Below are 23,168 nucleotides of genomic sequence, written 5' to 3' on the forward strand. Positions count from 1 at the left end.
AATATCATTATACTCTATTAGTCCAATATCATACCAGAATTAAAGTCGCCTATTTGCCGAAAAATGCAGATTTTTTGAAGAATAGTAGTTGCCAAGGGCAACACTGTAGCCCCATTAGTTTTCACATGCTATTATTTAATATTTATTCTATTTTGAGGTATGTTTAAGTCAGCCACTACATTAATCTTGATTTTAAGTTTGTGCATTCTTCAAGCGCAAACAACAAAATACAAGTGGACAGAAATTAAGTCTCCCTCTGAATTACCATTAAAAATTATTGGAAGTAGTTCAGCTAACGAATATCTACTCTTTGATGATCGAGGTAATTTTTATCAATTCAATTCTGGAAATTGGAAAAAGATTTCTATCCCCCATAAAGATGATTACATATATTATATAACAACTTATCATTCGAAGAATAGTGTGTTAATAATAGCAATGGATCAAAAATGGTATGCACATTTCTTCACTTTACAAAATGATAGACTTACGAAACATCCATTAATTCACACAAATCCTTTTAATTTTTTCTCAATTGTTGACTCTGCAAACATTTATGCGGCAGGTGCATTTGGGAGTCTTGTGAAATATGATGGTTCTACATTCAAGATTATTAAAAATCCGATTAAGAGTCATATTGATGTTTTTTATTCTGCCGGAGGAAATAGATACTGGCTCGGCACAAAAAGCGATGGAATATTTTTTTTTGATGGAAAGAGCTTTACAAAATATGAGTGTGAAGAATCCGATGTTCATGAGCTAACTAAATTTTATTATAACGGGGATAAATTTTACGCACAAACTACCCATGGAATAGTTTTAAGATTGAATGGTAATAAATTCTACCATGACAATAATGGAATAATAGATAAACCTCAACAAATACTTACTCAAAATGGTCCTGGTGTTGTTAAACTTTCTGTGCCCCCGGATTATAGACAGCAAGTAGATATTCCAAAAAGTTACAACCCTCTTTCTCTATACAGTTTAGGTGAAAATAAACTAATTATGACTTCAACTAGCTCAAAAATTTACATCGGGAGTGGGTCACAAGGTAATTATTTTACCGACCAGACACATCATTTTAATATAAATCCCTTCTTTCTTAGTAAGCCGGAAGCTATTAGTGTTGCGGATATTAATCGGGACGGGCTTGAAGACATTTTTTTCATGTTCGGTAACTCTCCCGCATCAGCTTATCTAAATTCAACAACTAATATTTTTTCTCAAAACAGACTTTCATTTGATACACTTATTAATAAACAAAGCTGGTTCACACATGTTATTGGGGAGATTAATGGTGACGGATTTCCGGATCTGGTTACGGCGCAATTCAAAAATGGGAAGAGTTATTTAGAGATGTTTTATGGAAACGGTCTTGATTTTGACTATGGTGGTAGATTAGAGCTTCCTTCTTTCATAAACGAAAGAGCTGTGGAGAATTTATCATTAGCCGACTTGGATAGTGATGGAGATCTCGATTTAGCTGTGGTTTTTTATTTAGGTAGAGGATCAGAGACCGGGACATTATTATTTTTCGAAAATTCTCTTTGGGGAAGATATTCTCTTCTTAAAACCAGTCAACAAAAGGAATTTAATGGGTGGAACAAACAAGCTATTTTTGCGGATTTCAATAACGATGGGAAGAATGATTTATACGTTGTAAACAAATGGGGAAAGAACAAATTATTCATAAAAATGAATGATAACTTCGTAAATAGGACTGATACCTATTTTAACGAACAAACAAAAACTATTTCCCACTCAGCTTCAGTTTTCGATTACGATAATGATGGAGATTTAGATATTCTAGTTATTTCTGATTCTCCTGTAATTCAGTTGTTGGAGAACAATGGGAAGGCTTTTTTTACCAATGTCAGTCGAAGAATAAAGTTAGATCAATTATTGGATAATTATCTGATGATCAATTCTGCCGATATCGCTATTGGTGATTTAAACAATGATGGTTTTCAAGATATTATAATAGTGATTAAATCGAATAGCACGCTTCACAATTTAGTTTTATTAAACGAGAAGGGAGAACAATTTAAAGAAAACAGAGCAGACCTTATGCTCGATAATTATTTACTTAATAATGTTGTGCTGGCAGATATTGATATCGATGGCGATTTAGATATACTCGGATATGATAATTCCAATTTTCGTCTTTTGATCAACAACCTCGATGATAGTAATTATTTAAAGGTTCAGCTCACCGGTACACACGCTTCATATGACGCCAGAGGTTCACTGATATATCTATTTAAGAGCGGAGGAAATTTTAGCGCAAATGCCCTGGTTGGTTTCCGCCAAACGGGAAACATTCAAAGCTCCAAAAATTATTTCAGTAGTATTATTTCGCATTTTGGGATTCAAGATTCAAGCCGTTATGATGTGAAGGTAAAATTTTATGGAGGTAAAACGGTTTATGTTCAGAATTTGACCCCCGGACAAACAATTAAGGTGAAGGAAGAAAACAATATATATGCTACCATAATTAACTTACCTGGTACTCTTTTTCGGTTTTTCTCGACTACCGAGATTCAAATCTATATGGTACTAATTACTATCTCCTTCGGGATTTTTCTTTTTGGATTGAAATATGGGTACAAGGTTTACGGATGGGACACTAAATCGGTAGTAATTTTATCTGTAACTAATATATCCGCATTTTGGATAATAACAACAATTACTTCACTTCAAACAAATATGATTATTAAATATGGATTACCTGCATCGGTAATGTTTATTGGTACAGCAATTCCCCTCTATATTTCATTTCTTCAGAGAGAGAAACCTCTCACTCCTAAAGAGATTGACCAGCATAAGAATAATCTTCTAAAATATAGTATAGCTTTTTTTCACGGTGAATGGGCATTAACCAACTTAAATGGATTAATATTACTCTTTGAAAATCTTCCCATGCCTTTGAGTGAAAATCATAAAATATATGACCAGTTAATCAATCGTATGAATTCTTTTAATTCATTAGCAAATAAGAATTTTCAACGGATGATTGAAACGGCCAAATTAATTCCTCCTTTCTATGATAAAGATGAGCTTAATGAATTGGATGATTCCGAAGTTGAATTGTCTACTGAGATTGATTTATCGCCCCATTCATTATTTCGGAATAGGAACTCGATTTTAAAAAGATTTTATCTGATAAAAAAAATCATTATTTCCATTAGGAATAAAATAGTTAAAGAATATTCTGTTTTACCTGAGGAGGTAATTAACTCAATTGTAAATCCTTTATTAATTGATAATGAAGAGAGTAATATCACAATCACAAAAACAAAAAATTATTCCGAAGAAATATGGGTACTTGCATCGGGTTTCGAATTAGCCGAAGTAATTGGAAACTGTATTCAAAATTCAATTCGGGCAATAGAATTAGACCAGGGTAAGATTGAGATAGAGCTGGAAAAAATTACACCCAAAATTCGAATTGCTATTTCAGATAATGGCAAGGGAATTTCTAAAGAATTATGGGATAAAATATTTGAAAGTGGTTTTACGCAGAATTCCAGTTCTGGTATTGGCTTATTCCAGTCTCGCGAAATATTGAACAAATATGGTGGACGTATATATGTCTCTGAAAGCAAAGCTCATTTTAAAACTACTATTAATATTGAATTAAATGAAGGGATTAAAAATGAAGCCAACACTTCTGCTAGTTGATGATGATAAAAACTTCGCATCTGATTTTATCCTCTTGATGGAAAATGATTTTTTTTGCATCACTAGCAATAACAGTTACGATGGACTCAATATGTTCCATGAAAAGTCTCCTGATGTGGTGCTGCTTGATTTAATGCTTAATGATGGAACAAGCGGGCTAGATTTTCTAAGAAAAATAATGGCTGAAGATGAGAATCTTCCGGTAATTATGATAACAGACTATGCTTCGACCAGTACGGCTGTTGATGCAATTAAATTGGGGGCACTGGACTATATCACAAAAACCCCAAATCTCGATAAATTGAAAGCTCTTGTTGAGCGTTCATTAAAAATGAAGTTGAGAAATATTCATTCTAAATATTTAGAAGAATCGATTAACCTCCCTTATCAAAAAATCATTGGAGAAAGTGAAGCAATAAAAAAATTAAAAGAGCAAATTTATTTGTACTCTCAAAATAATCACACTGTATTAATTACTGGTGATAGTGGTGTTGGTAAAGAGTTGGTGGCACGGCAAATTCATTTTTTAGGCAACAGAAAAAACAAGCCTTTTGTTGCTATAAATTGTTCAGCCATTCCAAAAAACTTAATTGAGAGTGAATTGTTTGGTCATGAAAAAGGCGCATTTACCGGTGCGGTTTCTAAAAAGTTAGGCAAATTTGAAATAGCGTCAGAGGGCACAATATTTCTAGATGAAATCTCTGAACTTGATCCCGATTCACAAGTTAAAATTTTACGCGTTTTGCAGGAAAAGGAATTTGACCGAGTGGGTGGGTTTGCAAGCATAAAAACTAATACGCGAATAATTGCTGCTTCAAATAAAAATTTAAAAAATGAAGTCTTAAGAAAAAATTTCAGAGAAGATTTGTTTTACAGACTTGATGTACTTCCGATCAACGTACCTCTTTTGAAAGAGAGGCGTGAGGACATTCCAATTTTAGCAGAATATTTCCTACGACTGGCTGAGATTGAATTAAAGAAAAAAGACCTTATGTTTTCAGAGGAAGCACTGACCAAAATGACAAATTATGATTGGCCCGGCAATGTTAGAGAATTAAAAAATGTAGTTATACATTCCGCGCTTCTTTCAAACGGAAAAGAAATTAACAGTGCCATTTTAAGAATTGAGTCACCCCAACCTCAAACAAACATAATAGTCCCCAATACTTGGGAAGAAATGGACTTACTGAGAAAGGAGGCTGTGGAAGAAGCTTCAAGAAAAGTTGAAAAAGTTTTTGTTGAGAATTTATTGAAAAAATTTGATGGCAATATTACAAAGGCGGCTGAACATATTGGAATTAGTAGAATCAGTCTTCATAAGATGATACGAAAATGTTTCCCTCATCAAACAGAGACAGAATAATTCTATTTTTTTCCAAAACGGACTGCTAAAAATTCATAAACTGACCCGGGTAATAATCCGACAAATCTTGTAAGCCATACAGTCGGCCAAGGAAATTGAATAATCCGTTTCTCTTTTTTTATTCCCTCAATAATTATTAAAGCGGCTTGCTCTGCACTCATTAACAAAGGCATTTTAAATTCATTTTTATCGGTCATTGGTGTTTTAACAAACCCTGGTTTAATAGTAATTACTTTTATGTTGTAGGGCTTTAACTCAACGCGCAATCCTTCGAGATAAATTGTGGCTGCGGCTTTACTCGCGCAATAAAATCCACTGCCCGAAAATCCACGGTTATCTGCTAAAGAAGAAATGCCGGCAATAATTCCATTTCTGTTTTTTATAAATGCAGGGAGAAGCTGCTCAACCCAATGGATTAATCCAAATACATTAGCTCCAAATGTATTTTCGGCAAAATCGGAATTGTAATTATTAACAGTCACCGGTTGTCCATACCCCGCATTCAATATTGCTATATCAATCTTACCAAATTTATTTATTGATTCTAGATAGGCATAACGAACATCCCCTTTTTTACTTACATCACATTTTAGTATTAGTATTCTTTCTCTATTTAAATGACCGAAATCTTTCTCCATCAGTTCAATGCGGCGTGCAGTCAAAATCAAGTTGCATTCTTCATCAATTAGAATTTTTGCGAGAGCATTACCGATACCGGATGATGCCCCAGTGATTAATATTGTTTTACCTTTGAAGTCCATAATTACCAATTACCCGCTAATTTATATTCTTTTTTTAACCGCAAACTTTCGAACCATTGAATAGCCGCAATTACACTTGGTACGGCTGAAGAAAGATGCGTGCCCCCTTTTACGGTTATCAATTCAACATTTACTCCCTGCGAAACAAAATAATCTCTTGCTCTTTCGGAATTTTCGTATGGTACATATTCATCGGCATCCCCATGAAATAATTTTGTTGGTGTTACCGGTTTAAAATTTAGCAGACTGTTTTCGTTAAACGCGTCTGTTAATAACTTGAACGTCCCATTTAAGTATGAATCTTTAAATGATTGTTTAAAGAGTTGAGCAATATTTGAGGTAAGTTGTGCATTAATTTCGGTAGTGGTTTTTGTTCCATCAAAAAGTGAATTCATTCTTTCTGCATAGGGTGAATTAAAAATGTCTGCTAATTTATTCCAACCGTAAATCTGATCATAAGCAGCCATAAAGTAGGCTAAATATGAAGGTTGGTTGTAAGTTGATTGAGCAATTATTTTTTGAGCTGTCAAATTCAGATCATAAGCTCCAGCCATAGGTGCAGATGCTGCTAGTTTTATCTCGTTTGAATATTTCTTTTCAATTTCCTTTTGGGCAGCCATTGTTACATATCCTCCCTCAGAGTATCCCAGCAAAAAAACCTGCCCGTTAAGGGAAATGTTTTTTGAAGATGCATACGCCCTGCCGGCTCTTATCATATCAATAACTGTTGCCGCCGAAGTCTTTTGATGATGATATGGATGAACCATCACCGATTCCCCCAAACCTAAATAATCGGGCATTACAACGAAATAACCTAAAGACGCCCCAATTAATCCCTCAGCGCCATTTAGCGGATTAACTGAAGCAACACTCGTTCTCTTTGTTTGTGTTCCATGCTGAATACTGGCAATCGACAAATTATTTTTACCTGTAGGTAAAAACAGCGCACCGGATGCTATAGTGATTTGCCCCTTAGTGTCAACTGTATTGTAAACAATCTTAAAAACATCAACATCATAAGTAAACATTACGGATCCGAATCCAGTAGGATCGTAACTACTAACAAGTTGTTTAATTAGTGAAGCACCGAAAGTTCCGAGATAAGAGGTACTTATAAGCGCTCCCTGCTCCTTCGAAACAGGTTCAACAGGATTATCCGATTTATCACATGAAATAATAATTACCGAAAACAATAACCCAATAATAAGATTTCTCATTTTCACTCGATTTTCCTTTCTTTAGATAACAGCATTCCCAATATTTTGGTTCGCTGTGTAAATCTACAATACATTATTCAACAAATTCTAAGCACTTTTTTTTGATAAGATAAAAATTTGTATTTTTAGCAAAAATTATTCCAGAGACTTATGTTTAAAAAGTTAGACTTAGTTGAAGTTGATAATATTGCGGTTAACACCGAAATATTTGAGACTAAATTTACATGCGATCTCGGCAAATGTAAAGGTGCGTGCTGTACAATGGAAAGTGAATTAGGGGCTCCTCTTAAAGAAGAAGAAGTAGATATAATCAATAAATATTTTGAAGCGATAAAGATATATCTCCCAAAAGAGCATTTAAAGGAAATTGAGAAAAATGGGTTTTGGATCAACAGACAGGGGGATTTGATGACCCGAAGCATTAACAATAGACAATGCGTATTTGTTTATTATGATGGAGATATCGCAAAGTGTGCAATTGAAAAAGCTTTTTTCGATGGTAAAATCGATTTTCAGAAACCCATCTCCTGTCACCTTTTCCCAATACGGGTTTCAAATTTCGGTGGCGAAGTTCTTCGTTTCGAAAAATATGAGGAGTGTCAGCCTGCAATCACGAAGGGGGAAAAGTGTAATACAACAGTTTTCGAATTTTGTAAAGATTCACTTAAAAGAGAATTCGGCAGTGATTGGTTCAATAAAACTAAAAAAGTAACTGGAAGTTAATTATGTTATCTCTTCATCAAAAATTGGCTTTACAGCAAAAACTTTCACCACAGCAAATTCAATATCAAAAATTGCTTCAGCTGAATACTCTTGCCCTTGAACAGAGAATTAAGACCGAATTAGAGCTTAATCCAATTCTTGAAGAAACTCTCGACGAAGAAATTGAACTGAATACAGAACAAGATTCTGACGACGACACACCCGAAACCACTGCTGATGAAGATGAAAAATATGACAGCAAGGAAGATGAGTTTGAAATTGAAGATTTTATGAATGATCAGGAATCTGAATATGAATTTGACCGTATCAACCGATCGAATGATGAAGAAAAATTACAACCTCTTGCTCCTCAGAGAAAATCTTTGCGGGAAAACTTGATTGATCAGCTCCATATGCTGAATTTGAGTGAAGAGGAAACCATACTCGGTGAAAATATTATTGGAGGACTCGATAAAGATGGATACTTTAAACAAGATCTTGCGAAAATTGTTGATGAGCTTAAGCTTTTTGAACATATAGAAATTTCTATAGATCATGCCGAGAAAATTCTTAAAAAAATTCAATTGCTTGAACCGGTTGGCATAGCAACTCGCGATTTGCAAGAGTGTTTATTAATTCAGATTAAGAATTCTTCGTACGATCCTTATTATTCTTATCTCGCCGAAAAAATATTAAGAGAATGCTGGGAAGATTTTGCTAATAAGAGATATGATTCTATTCAAAAGACATTAAACCTTTCCATTGAAACTCTTCGTACCACACTTGAATTAATTCAAAGATTAAACCCAAAACCGGGAGAAGGAAATATTGATTCGGAGGAGATGAATCAAATTACTCCCGATTTTGTTATTGAAAAAAATGAAGATAATTATATTGTTACTCTTAATGATAGAAGCGTTCCTTCGGTTACTATAAGTCGGACTTATCTTGAACTTCTCGATTCCAACAAGAGGAAGAGAAAAATATCGGAGAGAGAGAAGGAAACCCACAAATTTCTTCGTGAAAAATTTGAATCGGCAAAGTGGTTTATAGCTTCACTCCAGCAGAGAAGAAATACACTAATGAGAATAATGCAGTCTATTCTTGAAAAACAATTTGAATTTTTTGAGAGTGGCCCCCGCTTTTTAAAACCAATGATTTATAAGGATATTGCCGATGAAGTTTTGATGGACATTTCCACAATAAGTCGGGTGGTAAATGGTAAATTTGTGCAAAGTCCTCAAGGCATTCATGAGTTGAAATATTTTTTCAGTGAAGGACTATCGACCACTAGCGGAGATGAGATTTCGAATAAGCACATCAAAGAAATAATAAAAGAGATCTGCGATAACGAGTCAAAAGATAATCCCTACAGTGACGATAAAATAGCAAGTATACTTCAGGAAAAGGGAATAAATATTGCCAGAAGAACAGTTGCAAAATACCGCGAACAACTAATGATACCTGTAGCCCGCCTTAGAAAGGAATTATGATATTTGTTGATGTGTTGATAATAATTTTATTGTTCGTGTTGTTCTCTCTTCCCCATTCAGTGTTAGCGTCATTAAATTTTAAGAAAAAAATGCAAGAGAGAATTGGAACCAAAATTGCATTTTACCGGATCTTCTACAATTTGTTTGCGCTGGTTTCATTTTATCTCTTCTATATAATTTCTCCAAAACCGGCAGTTACTATTTATGATTTAGATTACCCGTTCGATATTGCGATGATTTTTTTTCAAGTGCTCTCGTTATTCGGATTATGGTGGTCACTAAGACCTATAGACTTAAAAGAGTTTTTAGGACTACAACAGGTGCTTCGTTATTTGCAAAATAATTATAGCTCCGATGAACTTGACGAAAAGCCAAAGTTACAATTTGAGTATGCATTCAAATATGTCAGGCATCCAATATATTTCTTTTCAATATTGTTTTTAGGATTTAGGCCCTCAATGGACCTCTTTTATTTTGTAATGTTTATTTTAATAGTAATATATTTTTATGTTGGTTCTATCTATGAAGAAAAGAAACTTGTAAACATATTTGGTGTTCAATACGTCGAATATCAACAAAAAGTACCAAGAATGTTCCCAATTAAATTATTTATGAGGTAAAAAGTTTATATGAAAATTAGATCAACTACAATTATAGGTGTATTAAAAGATGGCGAAGCTGCTCTCGGCGGCGATGGCCAGGTAACTCTAGGTAATACGGTAATGAAACACAATTCTGTAAAAATAAGAAAACTCCTAAATGGTAAAGTTATAACTGGTTTCGCTGGTTCAACCGCAGATGCATTTACTTTGCTACAGAGATTTGAAGAAAAACTGGAAGCTTACAGCGGAAATGTAAATCGAGCAGTAGTGGAATTGGCAAAAGATTGGCGTACCGATAAGTATTTGCGCAGACTTGAAGCAATGCTTGCGATATTATCTGCTGATAAAGCTTACATTGTATCTGGGACCGGTGATGTTATAGAACCGGAAGATGGAATTGTTGCTATTGGTAGCGGCGGAATGTATGCTTTAGCTTCAGCAAAAATGTTAAAAAAGTATACTGAATTAAGTGCTAAGGAAATTGTAATAGAGTCTCTCAAAAATGCTGCGGAAATTTGTATATATACTAATAATAATATTTCAGTTGAGGTAATATCTAAATGAGCATGTCTGATAATTTAAAAAATTTAACACCTTCACAAATTGTAGCTGAATTGGATCGTTTTATTATTGGTCAAAATGATGCCAAGCGCGCAGTAGCAATTGCATTGCGTAACAGATGGAGACGCCAGCAAGTAGTTGAGAGTATCAAAGAAGAAATAATGCCGAATAATATAATTCTTATTGGACCAACGGGAGTGGGTAAAACTGAGATCGCGCGTCGATTAGCTAAACTCTCGGGTGCTCCTTTTATAAAAGTTGAAGCTTCCAAATATACCGAAGTTGGTTATGTTGGCCGAGATGTTGAATCTATGGTTCGCGATTTAACCGAAATTGGTGTAAATATGGTAAGATCCGAACAGACAGAAGCTGTCCAAGAAAAAGCCGAGAGACTTGCAGAAGATAGAATTTTGGACCAGCTAATTCCTCCAATGAAAAAGAATAGTCGTTTAGGTGAGGAAGAAAATGAAAATTCCGAAGAATATCAGAATGAAAAAACTAGAGAATGGTTTAGAGAAAAGTTGAGATCGGGGGAACTTGACGACAGGTTAATTGAATTTGATGTTACTTCCCCAGCATTTGGAATGCAAGTATTGGGTCCCCAAGGTATGGATGATATGGCTTCAAATCTTCAGGATATTATGAGTTCTATGATCCCAAAGAAAAAGAAAAAAAGAAAATCAAAAATTAGTGAAGCAAAGAAAATTATTGCCCAAGAAGAAGCCGAAAAGTTAATTGATATGGATGCTGTTCAGCGTGATGCCGTTAAAAGAGTTCAAGAAACCGGAATTATTTTTATAGACGAAATTGATAAGATTGCCGGTGCTAAAAGTCAGCAGGGCCCCGATGTATCGCGTGAGGGTGTTCAACGTGATTTACTACCGATTGTGGAGGGTTCTACAGTCAATACAAAATATGGACCGGTAAAAACTGACCATGTATTATTTATTGCCTCCGGGGCTTTTCACGTTTCAAAACCATCCGATCTTATCCCCGAACTGCAGGGTAGATTCCCAATTAGAGTGGAACTAAAAAGTTTGACTGAGGAGGATTTTATTAAAATTCTTACAATTCCTCAAAATGCTCTATTGAAGCAATATTCAGCTCTGCTTGAAACTGAAGGAGTTAACATATTATTTAATGATGAAGCTATTTCCGAAATTGCGAAAACCGCGGCATTAGTAAATGATCAGGTTGAAAATATTGGGGCCAGAAGATTACATACTATTTTAACTACGCTGTTGGAAGATATTCTTTTTGAAGTCCCCGATAAAATGCCAAGTGAAGATGTTACCATTACCGGTGCAATGGTAAATGACAAGCTTGATAAGATTGTGAAAAACAGAGATTTAAGTAAATATATTCTGTAGTTGTTTTTAATTATGAAAATGCAGAGTCGATAAAACTTCTGTTAAGAATTTTACAAACTCTGCATTCGTTTTTTAATACTTAATCAAATATCTTTTCCAATCCTTGATATTTTGTATGCACTAGATCAACTGAGTCTTCAATTATTTTAACTTCGTCACCTTTAACAGCTTCATTAAATTTTTCTACCGCGGTATTTAGTTCAGCTACAGCTAATTCATATTTTTCTTTCCTTTGTTCAATTCTTTTTGAAAGTTTCGCCTTTTTCACCAATTCCATTTTTTCTTTCAGATCTACTGCCGATTGTTTCACCTTTGCCATATTTTTTTCTGGTGCGTAGTAATGATATAACATATACAAAACTTGATGAAACTCATCGATTTCCTTTAATAGGGGTCTGATAATCCTAACCATACTTTCAAAATCAGAATGAAGTTTTTCTGCGGCATTTAACAAACCGATTGAATCTTTTTCTGCGGTAGATTTTTTATACCAATTTACACTCTTCTCAAATTTCACCAAACCTGCATCCCATTTTTCTTTTTTGTCTCTTAAAATGCCAGGTAATTCAACCTTTTTAATTTTGTCGAAGCCCGTTTCAATATCTGGAAGAAGTAAGGCCAGCAATTTGATATCTTTATTGGGCCATCCGGTATGCCATACTTGGTAAATGATTTCATGAAAATCTGATAATTCTTTTACATCGCTCGAAACTTCATGATCTTTAGCATCTTGACTATAAATGCTAAGATTGAGTGCAAATAACATAAATAACATTGTGAATAATGATTTCATTAAAACCTCATATTTTGGTTGGTTTAAAATAATTAAAGCATGGCAGATTATAATTGCCATGCTTTAAAATGGTTCCTGCCTAATTATAAAATATGAAAGGCAACGGTTAAACCAGACATAACAATAGCAACCATGCTCATTAATTTAATTAGGATATTTAAGCTTGGACCTGAGGTGTCTTTAAAAGGATCGCCGACAGTATCACCAATAACAGCTGCTTTATGAGCAGTTGAACCTTTACCACCAAGATTTCCTTCTTCAATATATTTTTTAGCATTATCCCAGGCACCACCAGAGTTTGCCATGAATACAGCTAATACAAATCCTGCTCCAAGCCCCCCTACTAACAATCCCATAACTCCAGCAACACCAAAAACTATACCGGTAATTATTGGAACAGTAATCGCTAACAATGAAGGAACGAGCATTTCTGCTTGAGCACCTTTAGTTGAAATTTCAACGCAGCTAGCATAATCGGGAGTTGATTTACCTTCAAGTATACCAGGAATAGCTTTGAATTGACGTCTTACTTCATCAACCATTTTACCGGCTGCTCGGCCAACGGCATTCATTGTTAAACCGCAGAATACAAATGCCATCATTGAACCAATGAAAATACCAACGAGTACGTATGGATTCATAAGATTCACATTAAAATGAGTCATTATATCAATCAATTTTGCTTGCTGAGCTTGTATTACATTACCATGTACATCTAATAGCGTTAGTCCGGCATGATGCATAGCAATTTTAATTTCTTCAGCATAAGAAGCTAAAAGAGCCAATGCTGTTAATGCCGCTGAGCCAATAGCAAATCCTTTACCTGTTGCTGCAGTGGTATTTCCAAGTGAATCGAGGGCATCTGTTCTTTTTCTCACTTCTTTGCCGAGTCCAGCCATTTCAGCATTTCCACCTGCATTATCAGCAATAGGACCATAAGCATCTGTTGCAAGAGTGATTCCTAATGTTGAGAGCATACCAACTGCGGCTATACCAATACCATATAAGCCCATATTCATATTTGTAATTACATTTGCAAGATCAAAGCCTGTAGCAAATAAAAACGCAAGGATGATACCTACAACAACAGCGCCCACTGGAATAGCTGTAGAAATCATTCCAACGCCTAAACCAGAGATGATAACAGTTGCAGGACCGGTAGAAGAACTTTCGGCAATTTTTTGAGTTGGTTTGTAGGAATGAGAAGTATAATATTCTGTAGCTTTACCAATAACAATACCTGTAACTAATCCAGTTACAATCGATCCCCAAATTCCCCACGCATTTTCGAATCCTAACATCTTAACGATTACCAACGAAAAGATCACTATGAGCACTGAGCTGAAATTTATTCCCTTCGATAACGCGCCAAGTAAATCTTTTTGAGTAGCGTCTTCTTTAGTTCGAACAACATAAATTCCAACAATAGAAAGTATTATACCAATAGCCGCTATAAGCATTGGTGCAATTACAGCTCTTAATTGTAATGCTGGAGTATCTAAAAAAGCAGCAGCGCCAAGTGCGGCTGTTGCCAATATTGAACCACAATATGATTCATATAAATCAGCACCCATGCCGGCTACATCACCCACATTATCGCCAACGTTATCTGCAATCGTAGCTGGATTTCTTGGATCATCTTCAGGAATACCAGCTTCAACTTTACCAACCAAATCTGCTCCAACATCAGCGGCTTTAGTAAAAATACCACCGCCAACTCTTGCGAATAATGCTTGAGTAGATGCACCCATGCCGAATGTTAACATTGTTGTAGTAATAATCACAAGATTGTGAGCATCACTTGCGGCAGGATAAACAGCATTTAAAACCATAAACCAAATTGAAATATCTAATAATCCTAAACCCACCACAACTAACCCCATTACAGCACCACTTCTAAATGCAACTCTCAAACCCTTATTTAAGGATTCTCTTGCGGCATTAGCCGTACGTGCTGAAGCGTAAGTTGCCGTTTTCATGCCAAAAAAACCAGATAATCCGGAGAAAAATCCGCCGGTAATAAACGCAAATGGAACCCATCCATTTTGCAGATTAAATCCATAAGCCAGAATAGAAAAAATTGCAGTAATGATTATAAAGAATATCCCAACAACTTTGTACTGCTGTCTGAGATAAGCCATGGCTCCTTTGCGTACATAAGATGCGATTTCAGCCATTCTTGCTGTTCCTTCACTCTCTTTCATCATTTGCTTGAAGAAAAACCAGGCAAAAAATAACGCGATGAGAGAGGAAATTGGAACAACCCAAAATAAGTCAGTCATATTGTTACTCCTCCACGTTAATAAATTAGTGTAAAATTTATATCCCGAACTAATAGTTCAGAAATTCTTCTTGTGTAGAGAAATGATGCAGGTTGGTAACTTCGTGAGAAAACTGGAAAAGAATTGAAAAAAGTAGCTTTATTTTATAATAAAAATCTTGCCAAATTCTTTCTAATTCTGAAGTTGTACCGAACCGTTAAAACTTGGCGCTCAAAATACAAAATGGAGATGAAATTATCCTATTAATTTTAGTCATAATTTAATTGATTTATATCTTGTGTAGTGAGTTAAAATTAAGAATTTGCTTAGAATTTATTGATAAAGATGGCGCGATGGAGAAAATGCCGGAGAATAATTTAACTCCGGCACTATTCAAATTAATTATTAATTCTTAGGTTGATAAACTATTTTGCGGATTGTGTCGAATTGAAGATAAGGATATTCTGAACGAAGGTTTTCTATTGCATCACTTGCACTAATTTTTTTTTGTCTTAAGGATTTAAATTTCTTCCTGATGATATAATCTCGAACCGATTTTTCGTCGATCAATCCTCTGCTTGTAAGCAGCGAATAGATATCATCGCTAATTAATTCGGCAAGCGGATTTCCCGAGTTAATATTTAGATTTTCCATACTTCCCTCCGTAATTGTTTTTTTAGACGAGTTAGTATTCGTTTAGTTTCCGATTACTAAATAATCTTAAAATACAATAGTGGAAACAGCACATCTATGTAGTTTTAATTTAAAAGGGGGGAAATAATGGGATTGACCTACATAATCATGCGGTAGGTAGAAAAATTTCTAAATTATTCCTTTTCTTATTGCTTTTGCTACGGCTTCAGACTGGGAATGAACGTGTAATTTCCGGTATATATTTCTAATATGATGTCGAACAGTATCAACACTAATGAAAAGGGAATCAGCTATTTCTTGATAATTATTTCCATTGGAGAGAGATGTTAAAACTTCAATTTCCCTTTGAGAAAGCTGATCTTCATCATTATCATTTTTTTTATTTTGATTCTGCTGAAATACATTAATTACCTGCCGGGCAATTAAGGAACTCATTGGCGAACCTCCCTCATTAGCATCTTTAATAGCTTCAAGTAATCGGCTGGGGGTTGTTTTTTTTACAAGATAACCACACGCTCCAGCGCAAAGCGCTTTAAACACTGTGTTGTTATCTTCATATACAGTCAAAACTAAAATGTTTAATTCCGGTTTTTTACGTTTAGCCTTCTCTATTCCTTCTATTCCGGTCATACCGGGTAAACCAATATCCATCAACGCAACATTTACGTCAAGCTTTTCTAATTTAGCAAGAAATGATTCACAATCTGAAAATGCGCCAACACAGCTGTACTCGGGAGTACCATTAATCAATGCAGATAAACCTTCACGAATAACAGTGTTATCTTCAATTATGGCTATTTTGATCATTTCTCTCTGAGAATTATTTGTTAAAGAAATTTATAAAAATACTTTATATATTTTTAGGAAATAGTGGTTTTTTAAACTTTTTAATATCACATTCAAAAATTATCTCAGTCCCCTGATCTGAAGAATTAATTTTCAGCTCACCATTCAGCAATTTTGCTCTACTCTTCATATTCAGAATGCCATTACCACACTCAAATCTCGAATTATCTATTCCATTTCCATCATCCTTAAGTGAAATGAAGAGTTTATTTGATTGTATCTCTGCAGATAAAATTATTTTTCTGCATGAACTATGTTTTATTGCATTATTAATTCCCTCTTTTAAAATTAAAAACAAGTTCTGTTTATAATCATGAGGTAATTTCAAGTCTTCAATATTTTCGAGATTTACTGACTTAAATGAAATTCCGGTGGCATGTAATAATTCCGAATATGAATCTTTCAGCCTTAAGATGAGATGATAAAAAGAATCACGTTTAGGATTTACTATCCAAACAATATCGCTCATATTATCAATAAGTATTCTTGCTTTCTCGCTGATAGAATTTAAATTTGTTAGAGCTCCCTCGTGTTTATTTTTTAATTGATTGGAAGCAATTTCACTAAGTATAGAAATTTCCGTTAATCCCGAACCTATATTATCGTGTAAATCCGCAGCCAACCGCGATTTAAGTTTTTCAATTACTAGCAAACTTCTGAACCTCAAAGAGATTATATAATAACTTATTGTGAGAATAATTAACGCAAGTGGAAGGATAAACCACCAGCGTTTGTAAAATGGGGGCAAAATTTTTATGTACAGAAGCGAACCCTCGTAGTTCCATATTCCATCGTTGTTGGAACCAATTACTACAAAAATATAATCTCCCGGAGAAAGATTTGTATAGTTGGCTCTCCTTCTTCTTGAATCAACAAAGTTCCATTCCTTATCAACACCCTGAAGCATGTACGCATATTTATTATCACGAGGATTAAGATAATCAAGCGAGGCAAATTCAAATGAGAAAAAATTCTGATCATAATTCAGTATTAATGTATCCGGCTCTCCTTTTATAGTTTCATTAAAAATTGAGATTGAACTAATTACTATTGAAGGCACATTTGTATTATCAATTATTTTATCGGGGAAAAAATTATTCAGTCCATTAATTCCTCCGAAGAACATCTCTCCCTTCTCCGACTTAAAAAAAGCTCCACCGGAAAATTCAAGATTCTGCACACCATCATTTAATTCATATTGAGTAAACTGCTGGTTGGATTTATTAAATTTATATATCCCTTGATCGGTACTTATCCATAATTGATTTACATTATCCTCTAAAATTCCATACACAACTGAACTATGAAGGTTATTTTTTTTATGAAACCTAGTGAATTTAGAAAGTTTCTTATCAAACTTATTTAATCCTCCCCCATAGGTGGCAATCCAAAGAAATCCCTCTTTATCTTCATGCATTGACATAATTCTGTTATCGCTGATACTTGTTTCATCATCTGGATTATTTTTATATGACGTAAACTTACCCGATATATAATCGAAAGTATTTAATCCTCCACCATAAGTGCCTACCCAAATTATTCCCTCTCTATCTTCATGCATACAATATACTCTGTTATCGCTCAGGCTTGACGGATTCTTGGGATTATGAACATATCTCTTAAATTTTATCTCGGATGCTTCCGCTTGGTCACTATTAAAAAGGCACAATCCCCCGCCGAATGTTCCTACCCAATAATTATCTTTTGAATCTATAAGAAGTGTTTGAACTTGATCCGAGCTTAATGAAGTTTTATCGTTTTTATTATGAACAAATCTTGTAAAGAAATTACTTTTTACGTTTAGTCGGTTTAATCCACCGTGATAAGTCCCAATCCACAAATTTCCATTCTTATCTTCTTTAATTGCTCTAATATGATTATCGCTTAATGACAATGAATCTGCGGGATTATTTTTAAAATAGGTGATTTTATTATTTTTTCTATCAAATCGGTTTAATCCACCTTTATAAGTGCCAATCCACAATATTGAATTTTTATCTTCATAAATTGACCAGACTATATCATCGTTCAACCCGGTGCTTCTATTGATGGTATTGAATTTTGATGTGTTGGGCTCAATTTTGTTTATCCCCTTACCCAGGTTTGTACCAATCCAAACAATTCCTGAATGATCAACAAAGGTTGTTAGTATATCATTTTTAATAAGAGAGTTTTTCTCAACTGGGTCCCCCACTACATCCTGAAACAAATTTGTGTTTGGATCAAATAATGATATTCCCCCTTCGGATGTACCAATCCACAATTTGCCTGAAAGATCATTTGAAATTGACATCACAAAATTTCCGGGAAGTGAATTGCGCCCACTTCCTTTCATATACTTTTGAAATTTTAATTCACTCGGTTTTTTATTAAAATCTTTCATTTCTAACTTATAAAGTCCATCACCATAGGTACCAATCCACAAATTGCCTTCGTAATCCTGACAGAGTGAAATGATTCGACTTTCATTCTTCGATGCAAATTTATTGTCAAGATTATAATTTTGAATTTCGACGCGATCATTTTTTTCTACGACTTTAAATAAACCTCCCCCAATGCTTCCCACCCAAATATTTTCATTGTTATCAATTAAAATAGACTGAATACGATTTGAAGAAGGATTTCTGTGCCGATCAATACTTATCTGTTTTATTACTCCATTATCAGGATTATATTTTACTAATCCTTTACCCCAGGTACCAATCCATAAATTCCCTAATTTATCTTCTGTAATCGCGGTTATAGAATTATCACTGTTGCGGGAAAAGGGAAGTGGTAAATCATAATAGTTTTCTATGAAATCGAATAAACTTTTTAACTGTCTGTTTAAATGAATACGAGTGAAGGTTCCCCTCTTTCTATCATATTTATTTAATACTCCTCCCGAAGTACCCACCCACAAATTACCAACCCTATCTTCATACAAACTAAGTATTCCATTATCGGATATGGTGCTGGAGTCGAGAGGATCATTTGCAAAGACTAAAAAATTATAGCCATCATATCTATTTAAACCGTTTGCCGTACCAAACCAGAGGTATCCTTTCCTATCTTGAATTATACATTTAACGCTGCTTTGTGATAATCCATCGTGAACTCCAATAGATAAAACTTGTAGATTATCTTTGCGGAATGAGTTTTGAGAATAATGAAGCCCGGCAAAAAAAATCATTAACACTATTAATTGGAGGAATCTTGAATTCATTATTATTTAATTGAAATGTTGGTTAAGAATCTAATTAATTTGATCTACAAAATCACCTTTTAGTTGGCCTTGCACTTATGATTTGTATTGTTAGAATAAATTTATAATGACATGATGAATTCCTCAGAAACAAAACTTATATTTAATTATAAATATGAAGAAAGTTTTTATGAAACGAATACTTTTTCTAATATCTCTTTTATTGGTGATTGGCACTTTTGCCGCATGCGATAAAGGAATAGAACCCGAACCAGAGAAACCAATATATAATGAAAAAATGGGATTCGAAGGAAAGGTTGAATTTATTGGTAATTGGCCTGCAGGAATAAAAAGGACTCATCTTGTGGTATTCAAAGAAGCTATCAAAACTTCTGCTGATTTCTTTCCACCAAACTTAAGTTTTGTTGTTGATTCAATACCTTATCAAACCAGATCATTTCAATACAATTCAAACGAAAATAATTTTATACCATTATTCCAACTTGAACCAGCCACTTATAAATACATAGTTATAGCGCAAAGCAAAACTCCCGAAATCTCACTTGATAGAAAGGATTGGTTTATTGCTGGCATTTATTACAATCCCGGAAACAATTCTGAACCCGGAACGCTAACTATGCAAGAAGGGAAAATGCTCAAAGAAGTTAATATTATTGTTGATTTCAATTCGCCTCCGCCTCAACCCCCAATGTAATGTACGCCTAAAATTTGAAAGGTTTTATGATGAAAAAATATTTTACAATTTTGTTTTTTTTAACTCTATTCACTTCGGCATTAAATGCTCAAAATATCACACTTACTGGCAAGGTTGTTACATCCCGGAATGAACCATTGGAAGGTGTTAATATTGTATTGCTTGGAACAAATTTTGGCGACGCGACAAACTCGGATGGAATTTTTGAAATCAAATCTGTACCCATAGGAGATTATACTTTGCAGGCTTCTCTAATCGGTTATGGAAAAAAGATTTACAGCATAACTAAAACTAATTATTCCAGATTTATTAAAATTTTTCTCTCCGAAATCACACTGCAAACCGATCAAGTTATTGTTAGCGCTGCAAAACATCTTCAAAATAAAATAGATTTGAGTGTGAGCACGGCAGTAATTTCTCCTGAAATTTTAAGCAATAGAAATTATCAAACCTTTGATGAAATGTTGAGAACTGTTGCCGGCGTACAGGTAAATCTTGAGCAGGTAAGTATTAGAGGATCAAGCGGATATACAAAAGGTGCTGGTACTAGAGTTTTAGTAGCTATCAATGGAATTCCATTTTACTCCGGCGATTCAGGGGATATTGTTTGGGAAATTATTCCCGTCACTGATATAGAAAGAGTTGAAGTTATAAAGGGTCCAGCCAGTTCATTGTATGGTTCATCCGCAATTGGCGGTGTTATAAATATTATCACAAAAAGTTTTGCGAAATACCCAATCACACAATTTCAATCTTATTTTGGAATGTATGATAAACCAAGTTATAATATATGGGATTGGTCTGAATCTTCAAGAAATTTTTATGGTTTAGCATTTACTCATTCTAATTCTGTTAGCGATTTAAGTTATACTTTTTCTGCCAAGAAATTCGATAATGATGGATACCGTCAGAATAATTACTTTAAAAGAAATCTTCTTTATCTTAACCTGAACTACAAAGTAAATGACCAGAGCCGGATTTCATTTTTCACAAACTATTTAAATATGAATCGAGGTAACTTTCTTTATTGGAAGGATTCTCGTAATGCGCTTGTACCTAAGGATGAAGATAATGGTAATTATGTTAAATCCGATAGATTATTTAGCGGATTCACATATCATAATAACATTTCCAAAACCACAACTTTAGATATAAAAGCAAGTAATTACTACACGAAATTCACCGGGATTGGATTGGAAGTTACAACCTCAACCGCAAATCTTTCAAGACTTGAAGCCATTCTTAATTCCAATTTAACAAACAGCATGGATAACACTTCGGGTATAGAGGCATCATATACATCGGTCAAATCCAACATTTTTAAGAATCCAACATTTTTTGGTGCCGGCGTTTTTACCAACTTTGATTATAAATTCAGTAAAAGTTTTTCGGCTAATTTTGGGATGCGTTTCGATTATATGAAGTTAGATACAATTGATGGCGCATCAGCAATTACACCCAAAGCCGGCTTAAATTATAAGCTGAGCGACCAAATAATAATGAGAGGATCGGTTGGCACAGGCTTTCGAGCTCCTACTCCTTCGGAAGTATTTACAACCGCAGGTGTTGGGGGCGGAATTGATGTAAAAGAAAATCCAAACCTTAAACCGGAAAAAAGTGTTTCACTCGAGTTGGGATCATTAATCATTATTTCAGATCAGATTAATATCGACGCAGCACTTTACCAAACAGAGTATGACCAGTTTATTGAACCCCTTTTAACTCGCGAAGGAAAAATTCAATTTACAAATATTACAAACGCTAGGATTCAGGGTGCAGAGATAATAGCTGATTGGCAGATTATCCCGCAAACTATTTCTGTTAATTTTGGATATAATTACATGTGGGCAAGAGATGTCGATAATAACATTGCAATGAAATATCGACCGCGTCATACTATTAATACTTCAGCCGATCTAAATTTCTATCCCTTTTCATTTAACTTTAATTTTAGATATTTGAGTAAGGTTGAGCAGATTGATTTCAATCTAACTCAGCCCCCTTTTGCTCTTATCGTTGATGGCAGCAAAAGAGTCCCCGTGTTTGTAACCGATTTTTCCGCTATCTATAATTTTTTCGTAAGTACTTACCCTGTTAAAATTCAACTCAACGTCAAAAATCTTTTTAATTACAATTACGTTGAATTTATGGGGAACATTGCCCCATTAAGAAATTACAGTATTGGCACCGAAATATTTTTCTAACTAAATGTTTAATTCCATGGATAATTTTTTTGATGAAATAAATTCCGCCGTTACAATAAGCGATATTAACGGAATCATTATTTATATGAATAAAAAATCGGCGGAAGTTTTCAAAGACGAGGGCGGGTATAATTTGATTGGTAAAAGTTTATTTGACTGCCATAATAATCAATCGATTGATATTATTAAGCAATTAATCGGAGAGAATAAAACAAATACTTATACTATTGAGAAACGCGGTATCAAAAAATTAATTCACCAAATGCCCTGGTATGATAATGGTGAATTAAAGGGACTAATAGAATTATCGATTGAGATACCATTTAATATGGTTCATCATGTTAGAGATTAGTAACATCACTATTTATTTCTTCGGTATCATCTCTTTTGACTACCTCAACGGTAAAATTTGAAACTAGAGCGGCAATTGCTCCAACTGCCGCAAGTATGGGTGCGCAAATTACACCGAGGATTCCAATATTTACTGGTATTTCAATAAATGTATTACCCTTTTCATCCTTAATTATTATTCTACGGATGTTGCCTTCTCGAATCAGCTCTTCAATTTTTGCCAGCAAATCTTTGCCATTTACCTTAAACTCAACGCTCATTTTATTCCTCTCTTATTTGAGTCTTTAGATGAATGAGAATAACTATAGTTTCATTACTTTTAAATTATTCTTGAACTTGCGCAATAAAAAACTCTGTGCCCTAATGTGATGATTCTTTATTACGGCACAGAGTAATTATAAATTCAA

The 23,168-nt window shown here is 34.3% G+C and carries 18 protein-coding genes; 10 read left to right on the forward strand and 8 right to left on the reverse strand.

Annotation, left to right across the window (positions count from 1 at the left end; genetic code table 11):
* The first annotated feature begins 159 nt into the window (after positions 1-159).
* Together KF816_15600 and KF816_15605 are read left to right on the forward strand one after the other, a co-directional pair.
* Positions 160-3,684: a VCBS repeat-containing protein gene (locus KF816_15600; GenBank protein MBX3009445.1), complete on the forward strand. Its 3,525-nt coding sequence runs from the start codon at positions 160-162 to the stop codon at positions 3,682-3,684.
* A complete protein-coding gene (locus KF816_15605) occupies positions 3,659-5,047 on the forward strand; it encodes a sigma-54-dependent Fis family transcriptional regulator (GenBank protein ID MBX3009446.1) in 1,389 nt (462 codons plus the stop codon). The genes KF816_15600 and KF816_15605 overlap by 26 nt, the downstream gene beginning before the upstream one ends.
* A 2-nt stretch (positions 5,048-5,049) precedes the next feature.
* Here KF816_15605 and KF816_15610 read toward each other — a convergent pair whose 3' ends face one another.
* Both KF816_15610 and KF816_15615 read right to left on the reverse strand, forming a co-directional pair.
* The gene (locus KF816_15610) at positions 5,050-5,808 is read right to left on the reverse strand and encodes an SDR family NAD(P)-dependent oxidoreductase (GenBank protein ID MBX3009447.1); all 759 of its coding nucleotides are present in this window, start codon (positions 5,806-5,808) and stop codon (positions 5,050-5,052) included.
* A 2-nt stretch (positions 5,809-5,810) separates the two neighbouring features.
* Positions 5,811-7,025, reverse strand: coding sequence for an alpha/beta hydrolase (locus KF816_15615; protein ID MBX3009448.1), 1,215 nt, complete (start codon positions 7,023-7,025; stop codon positions 5,811-5,813).
* A gap of 150 nt (positions 7,026-7,175) precedes the next feature.
* Between KF816_15615 and KF816_15620 the strand changes: the two genes are divergently transcribed.
* The 5 genes from KF816_15620 to hslU all read left to right on the forward strand — a co-directional run bounded on the left by KF816_15620 (position 7,176) and on the right by hslU (position 11,753).
* Complete coding sequence (locus KF816_15620; GenBank protein MBX3009449.1) at positions 7,176-7,748, forward strand: DUF3109 family protein; 573 nt, start codon at positions 7,176-7,178, stop codon at positions 7,746-7,748.
* Positions 7,749-7,750: 2 nt separating this feature from the next.
* On the forward strand, positions 7,751-9,220 hold the full coding sequence (gene rpoN / locus KF816_15625) for an RNA polymerase factor sigma-54 (protein MBX3009450.1): 1,470 nt from the start codon (positions 7,751-7,753) through the stop codon (positions 9,218-9,220).
* 89 nt (positions 9,221-9,309) lie between these two features.
* Positions 9,310-9,840 carry a hypothetical protein gene (locus KF816_15630; GenBank protein MBX3009451.1) on the forward strand — a complete coding sequence of 177 codons (531 nt, stop codon included), beginning with the start codon at positions 9,310-9,312 and terminating at the stop codon, positions 9,838-9,840.
* Positions 9,841-9,849: 9 nt separating this feature from the next.
* Positions 9,850-10,386, forward strand: a complete 537-nt coding sequence (hslV, locus tag KF816_15635) for an ATP-dependent protease subunit HslV (GenBank protein MBX3009452.1) — start codon at positions 9,850-9,852, stop codon at positions 10,384-10,386.
* Between the two features lie 2 nt (positions 10,387-10,388).
* Positions 10,389-11,753 (forward strand): ATP-dependent protease ATPase subunit HslU, encoded by a 1,365-nt coding sequence (gene hslU, locus KF816_15640; protein MBX3009453.1) that lies wholly within the window; start codon positions 10,389-10,391, stop codon positions 11,751-11,753.
* Between the two features lie 79 nt (positions 11,754-11,832).
* On the opposite strand, the gene KF816_15645 is transcribed toward hslU, so the two are convergent.
* The 5 genes from KF816_15645 to KF816_15665 form a co-directional block, all read right to left on the reverse strand.
* Entirely contained in the window at positions 11,833-12,546 is a 714-nt protein-coding gene (locus KF816_15645; protein MBX3009454.1) for a hypothetical protein, read from the reverse strand.
* Between the two features lie 83 nt (positions 12,547-12,629).
* A complete protein-coding gene (locus KF816_15650; GenBank protein ID MBX3009455.1) occupies positions 12,630-14,828 on the reverse strand; it encodes a sodium-translocating pyrophosphatase in 2,199 nt (732 codons plus the stop codon).
* A gap of 384 nt (positions 14,829-15,212) precedes the next feature.
* Positions 15,213-15,461, reverse strand: a complete 249-nt coding sequence (locus KF816_15655) for a hypothetical protein (protein ID MBX3009456.1) — start codon at positions 15,459-15,461, stop codon at positions 15,213-15,215.
* A 168-nt stretch (positions 15,462-15,629) separates the two neighbouring features.
* On the reverse strand, positions 15,630-16,268 hold the full coding sequence (locus tag KF816_15660; GenBank protein ID MBX3009457.1) for a response regulator transcription factor: 639 nt from the start codon (positions 16,266-16,268) through the stop codon (positions 15,630-15,632).
* Positions 16,269-16,311: 43 nt separating this feature from the next.
* On the reverse strand, positions 16,312-19,512 hold the full coding sequence (locus tag KF816_15665; GenBank protein MBX3009458.1) for a hypothetical protein: 3,201 nt from the start codon (positions 19,510-19,512) through the stop codon (positions 16,312-16,314).
* Between the two features lie 169 nt (positions 19,513-19,681).
* Here KF816_15665 and KF816_15670 point away from each other — a divergent pair, with 169 nt between their 5' ends.
* Genes KF816_15670 through KF816_15680 form a run of 3 tightly spaced genes read left to right on the forward strand, consistent with a single transcriptional unit; the run spans position 19,682 to position 22,762 of the window.
* Positions 19,682-20,206: a hypothetical protein gene (locus KF816_15670; protein MBX3009459.1), complete on the forward strand. Its 525-nt coding sequence runs from the start codon at positions 19,682-19,684 to the stop codon at positions 20,204-20,206.
* Positions 20,207-20,232: 26 nt separating this feature from the next.
* Positions 20,233-22,410 carry a TonB-dependent receptor gene (locus KF816_15675; GenBank protein MBX3009460.1) on the forward strand — a complete coding sequence of 726 codons (2,178 nt, stop codon included), beginning with the start codon at positions 20,233-20,235 and terminating at the stop codon, positions 22,408-22,410.
* 4 nt (positions 22,411-22,414) lie between these two features.
* The gene (locus KF816_15680) at positions 22,415-22,762 is read left to right on the forward strand and encodes a PAS domain-containing protein (protein MBX3009461.1); all 348 of its coding nucleotides are present in this window, start codon (positions 22,415-22,417) and stop codon (positions 22,760-22,762) included.
* Here KF816_15680 and KF816_15685 read toward each other — a convergent pair.
* Positions 22,752-23,021: a DUF4342 domain-containing protein gene (locus KF816_15685; GenBank protein MBX3009462.1), complete on the reverse strand. Its 270-nt coding sequence runs from the start codon at positions 23,019-23,021 to the stop codon at positions 22,752-22,754. The two genes, KF816_15680 and KF816_15685, sit on opposite strands and share 11 nt — an antisense overlap.
* Positions 23,022-23,168: the final 147 nt, after the last annotated feature.

It is taken from the genome of Melioribacteraceae bacterium, assembly GCA_019638015.1.
GTDB lineage: Bacteria > Bacteroidota > Ignavibacteria > Ignavibacteriales > Melioribacteraceae > JAHBUP01.

Excerpts from the sequence above, each read along its gene's own strand:
- KF816_15600 (MBX3009445.1), top strand. The coding sequence starts at position 160 with ATGTTTAAGTCAGCCACTACATTAATCTTGATTTTAAGTTTGTGCATT.
- KF816_15605 (MBX3009446.1), top strand. The coding sequence starts at position 3,659 with ATGAAGCCAACACTTCTGCTAGTTGATGATGATAAAAACTTCGCATCT.
- KF816_15610 (MBX3009447.1), bottom strand. The coding sequence starts at position 5,808 with ATGGACTTCAAAGGTAAAACAATATTAATCACTGGGGCATCATCCGGT.
- KF816_15615 (MBX3009448.1), bottom strand. The coding sequence starts at position 7,025 with ATGAGAAATCTTATTATTGGGTTATTGTTTTCGGTAATTATTATTTCA.
- KF816_15620 (MBX3009449.1), top strand. The coding sequence starts at position 7,176 with ATGTTTAAAAAGTTAGACTTAGTTGAAGTTGATAATATTGCGGTTAAC.
- rpoN (MBX3009450.1), top strand. The coding sequence starts at position 7,751 with ATGTTATCTCTTCATCAAAAATTGGCTTTACAGCAAAAACTTTCACCA.
- KF816_15630 (MBX3009451.1), top strand. The coding sequence starts at position 9,310 with ATGCAAGAGAGAATTGGAACCAAAATTGCATTTTACCGGATCTTCTAC.
- hslV (MBX3009452.1), top strand. The coding sequence starts at position 9,850 with ATGAAAATTAGATCAACTACAATTATAGGTGTATTAAAAGATGGCGAA.
- hslU (MBX3009453.1), top strand. The coding sequence starts at position 10,389 with ATGTCTGATAATTTAAAAAATTTAACACCTTCACAAATTGTAGCTGAA.
- KF816_15645 (MBX3009454.1), bottom strand. The coding sequence starts at position 12,546 with ATGAAATCATTATTCACAATGTTATTTATGTTATTTGCACTCAATCTT.
- KF816_15650 (MBX3009455.1), bottom strand. The coding sequence starts at position 14,828 with ATGACTGACTTATTTTGGGTTGTTCCAATTTCCTCTCTCATCGCGTTA.
- KF816_15655 (MBX3009456.1), bottom strand. The coding sequence starts at position 15,461 with ATGGAAAATCTAAATATTAACTCGGGAAATCCGCTTGCCGAATTAATT.
- KF816_15660 (MBX3009457.1), bottom strand. The coding sequence starts at position 16,268 with ATGATCAAAATAGCCATAATTGAAGATAACACTGTTATTCGTGAAGGT.
- KF816_15665 (MBX3009458.1), bottom strand. The coding sequence starts at position 19,512 with ATGAATTCAAGATTCCTCCAATTAATAGTGTTAATGATTTTTTTTGCC.
- KF816_15670 (MBX3009459.1), top strand. The coding sequence starts at position 19,682 with ATGAAACGAATACTTTTTCTAATATCTCTTTTATTGGTGATTGGCACT.
- KF816_15675 (MBX3009460.1), top strand. The coding sequence starts at position 20,233 with ATGATGAAAAAATATTTTACAATTTTGTTTTTTTTAACTCTATTCACT.
- KF816_15680 (MBX3009461.1), top strand. The coding sequence starts at position 22,415 with ATGTTTAATTCCATGGATAATTTTTTTGATGAAATAAATTCCGCCGTT.
- KF816_15685 (MBX3009462.1), bottom strand. The coding sequence starts at position 23,021 with ATGAGCGTTGAGTTTAAGGTAAATGGCAAAGATTTGCTGGCAAAAATT.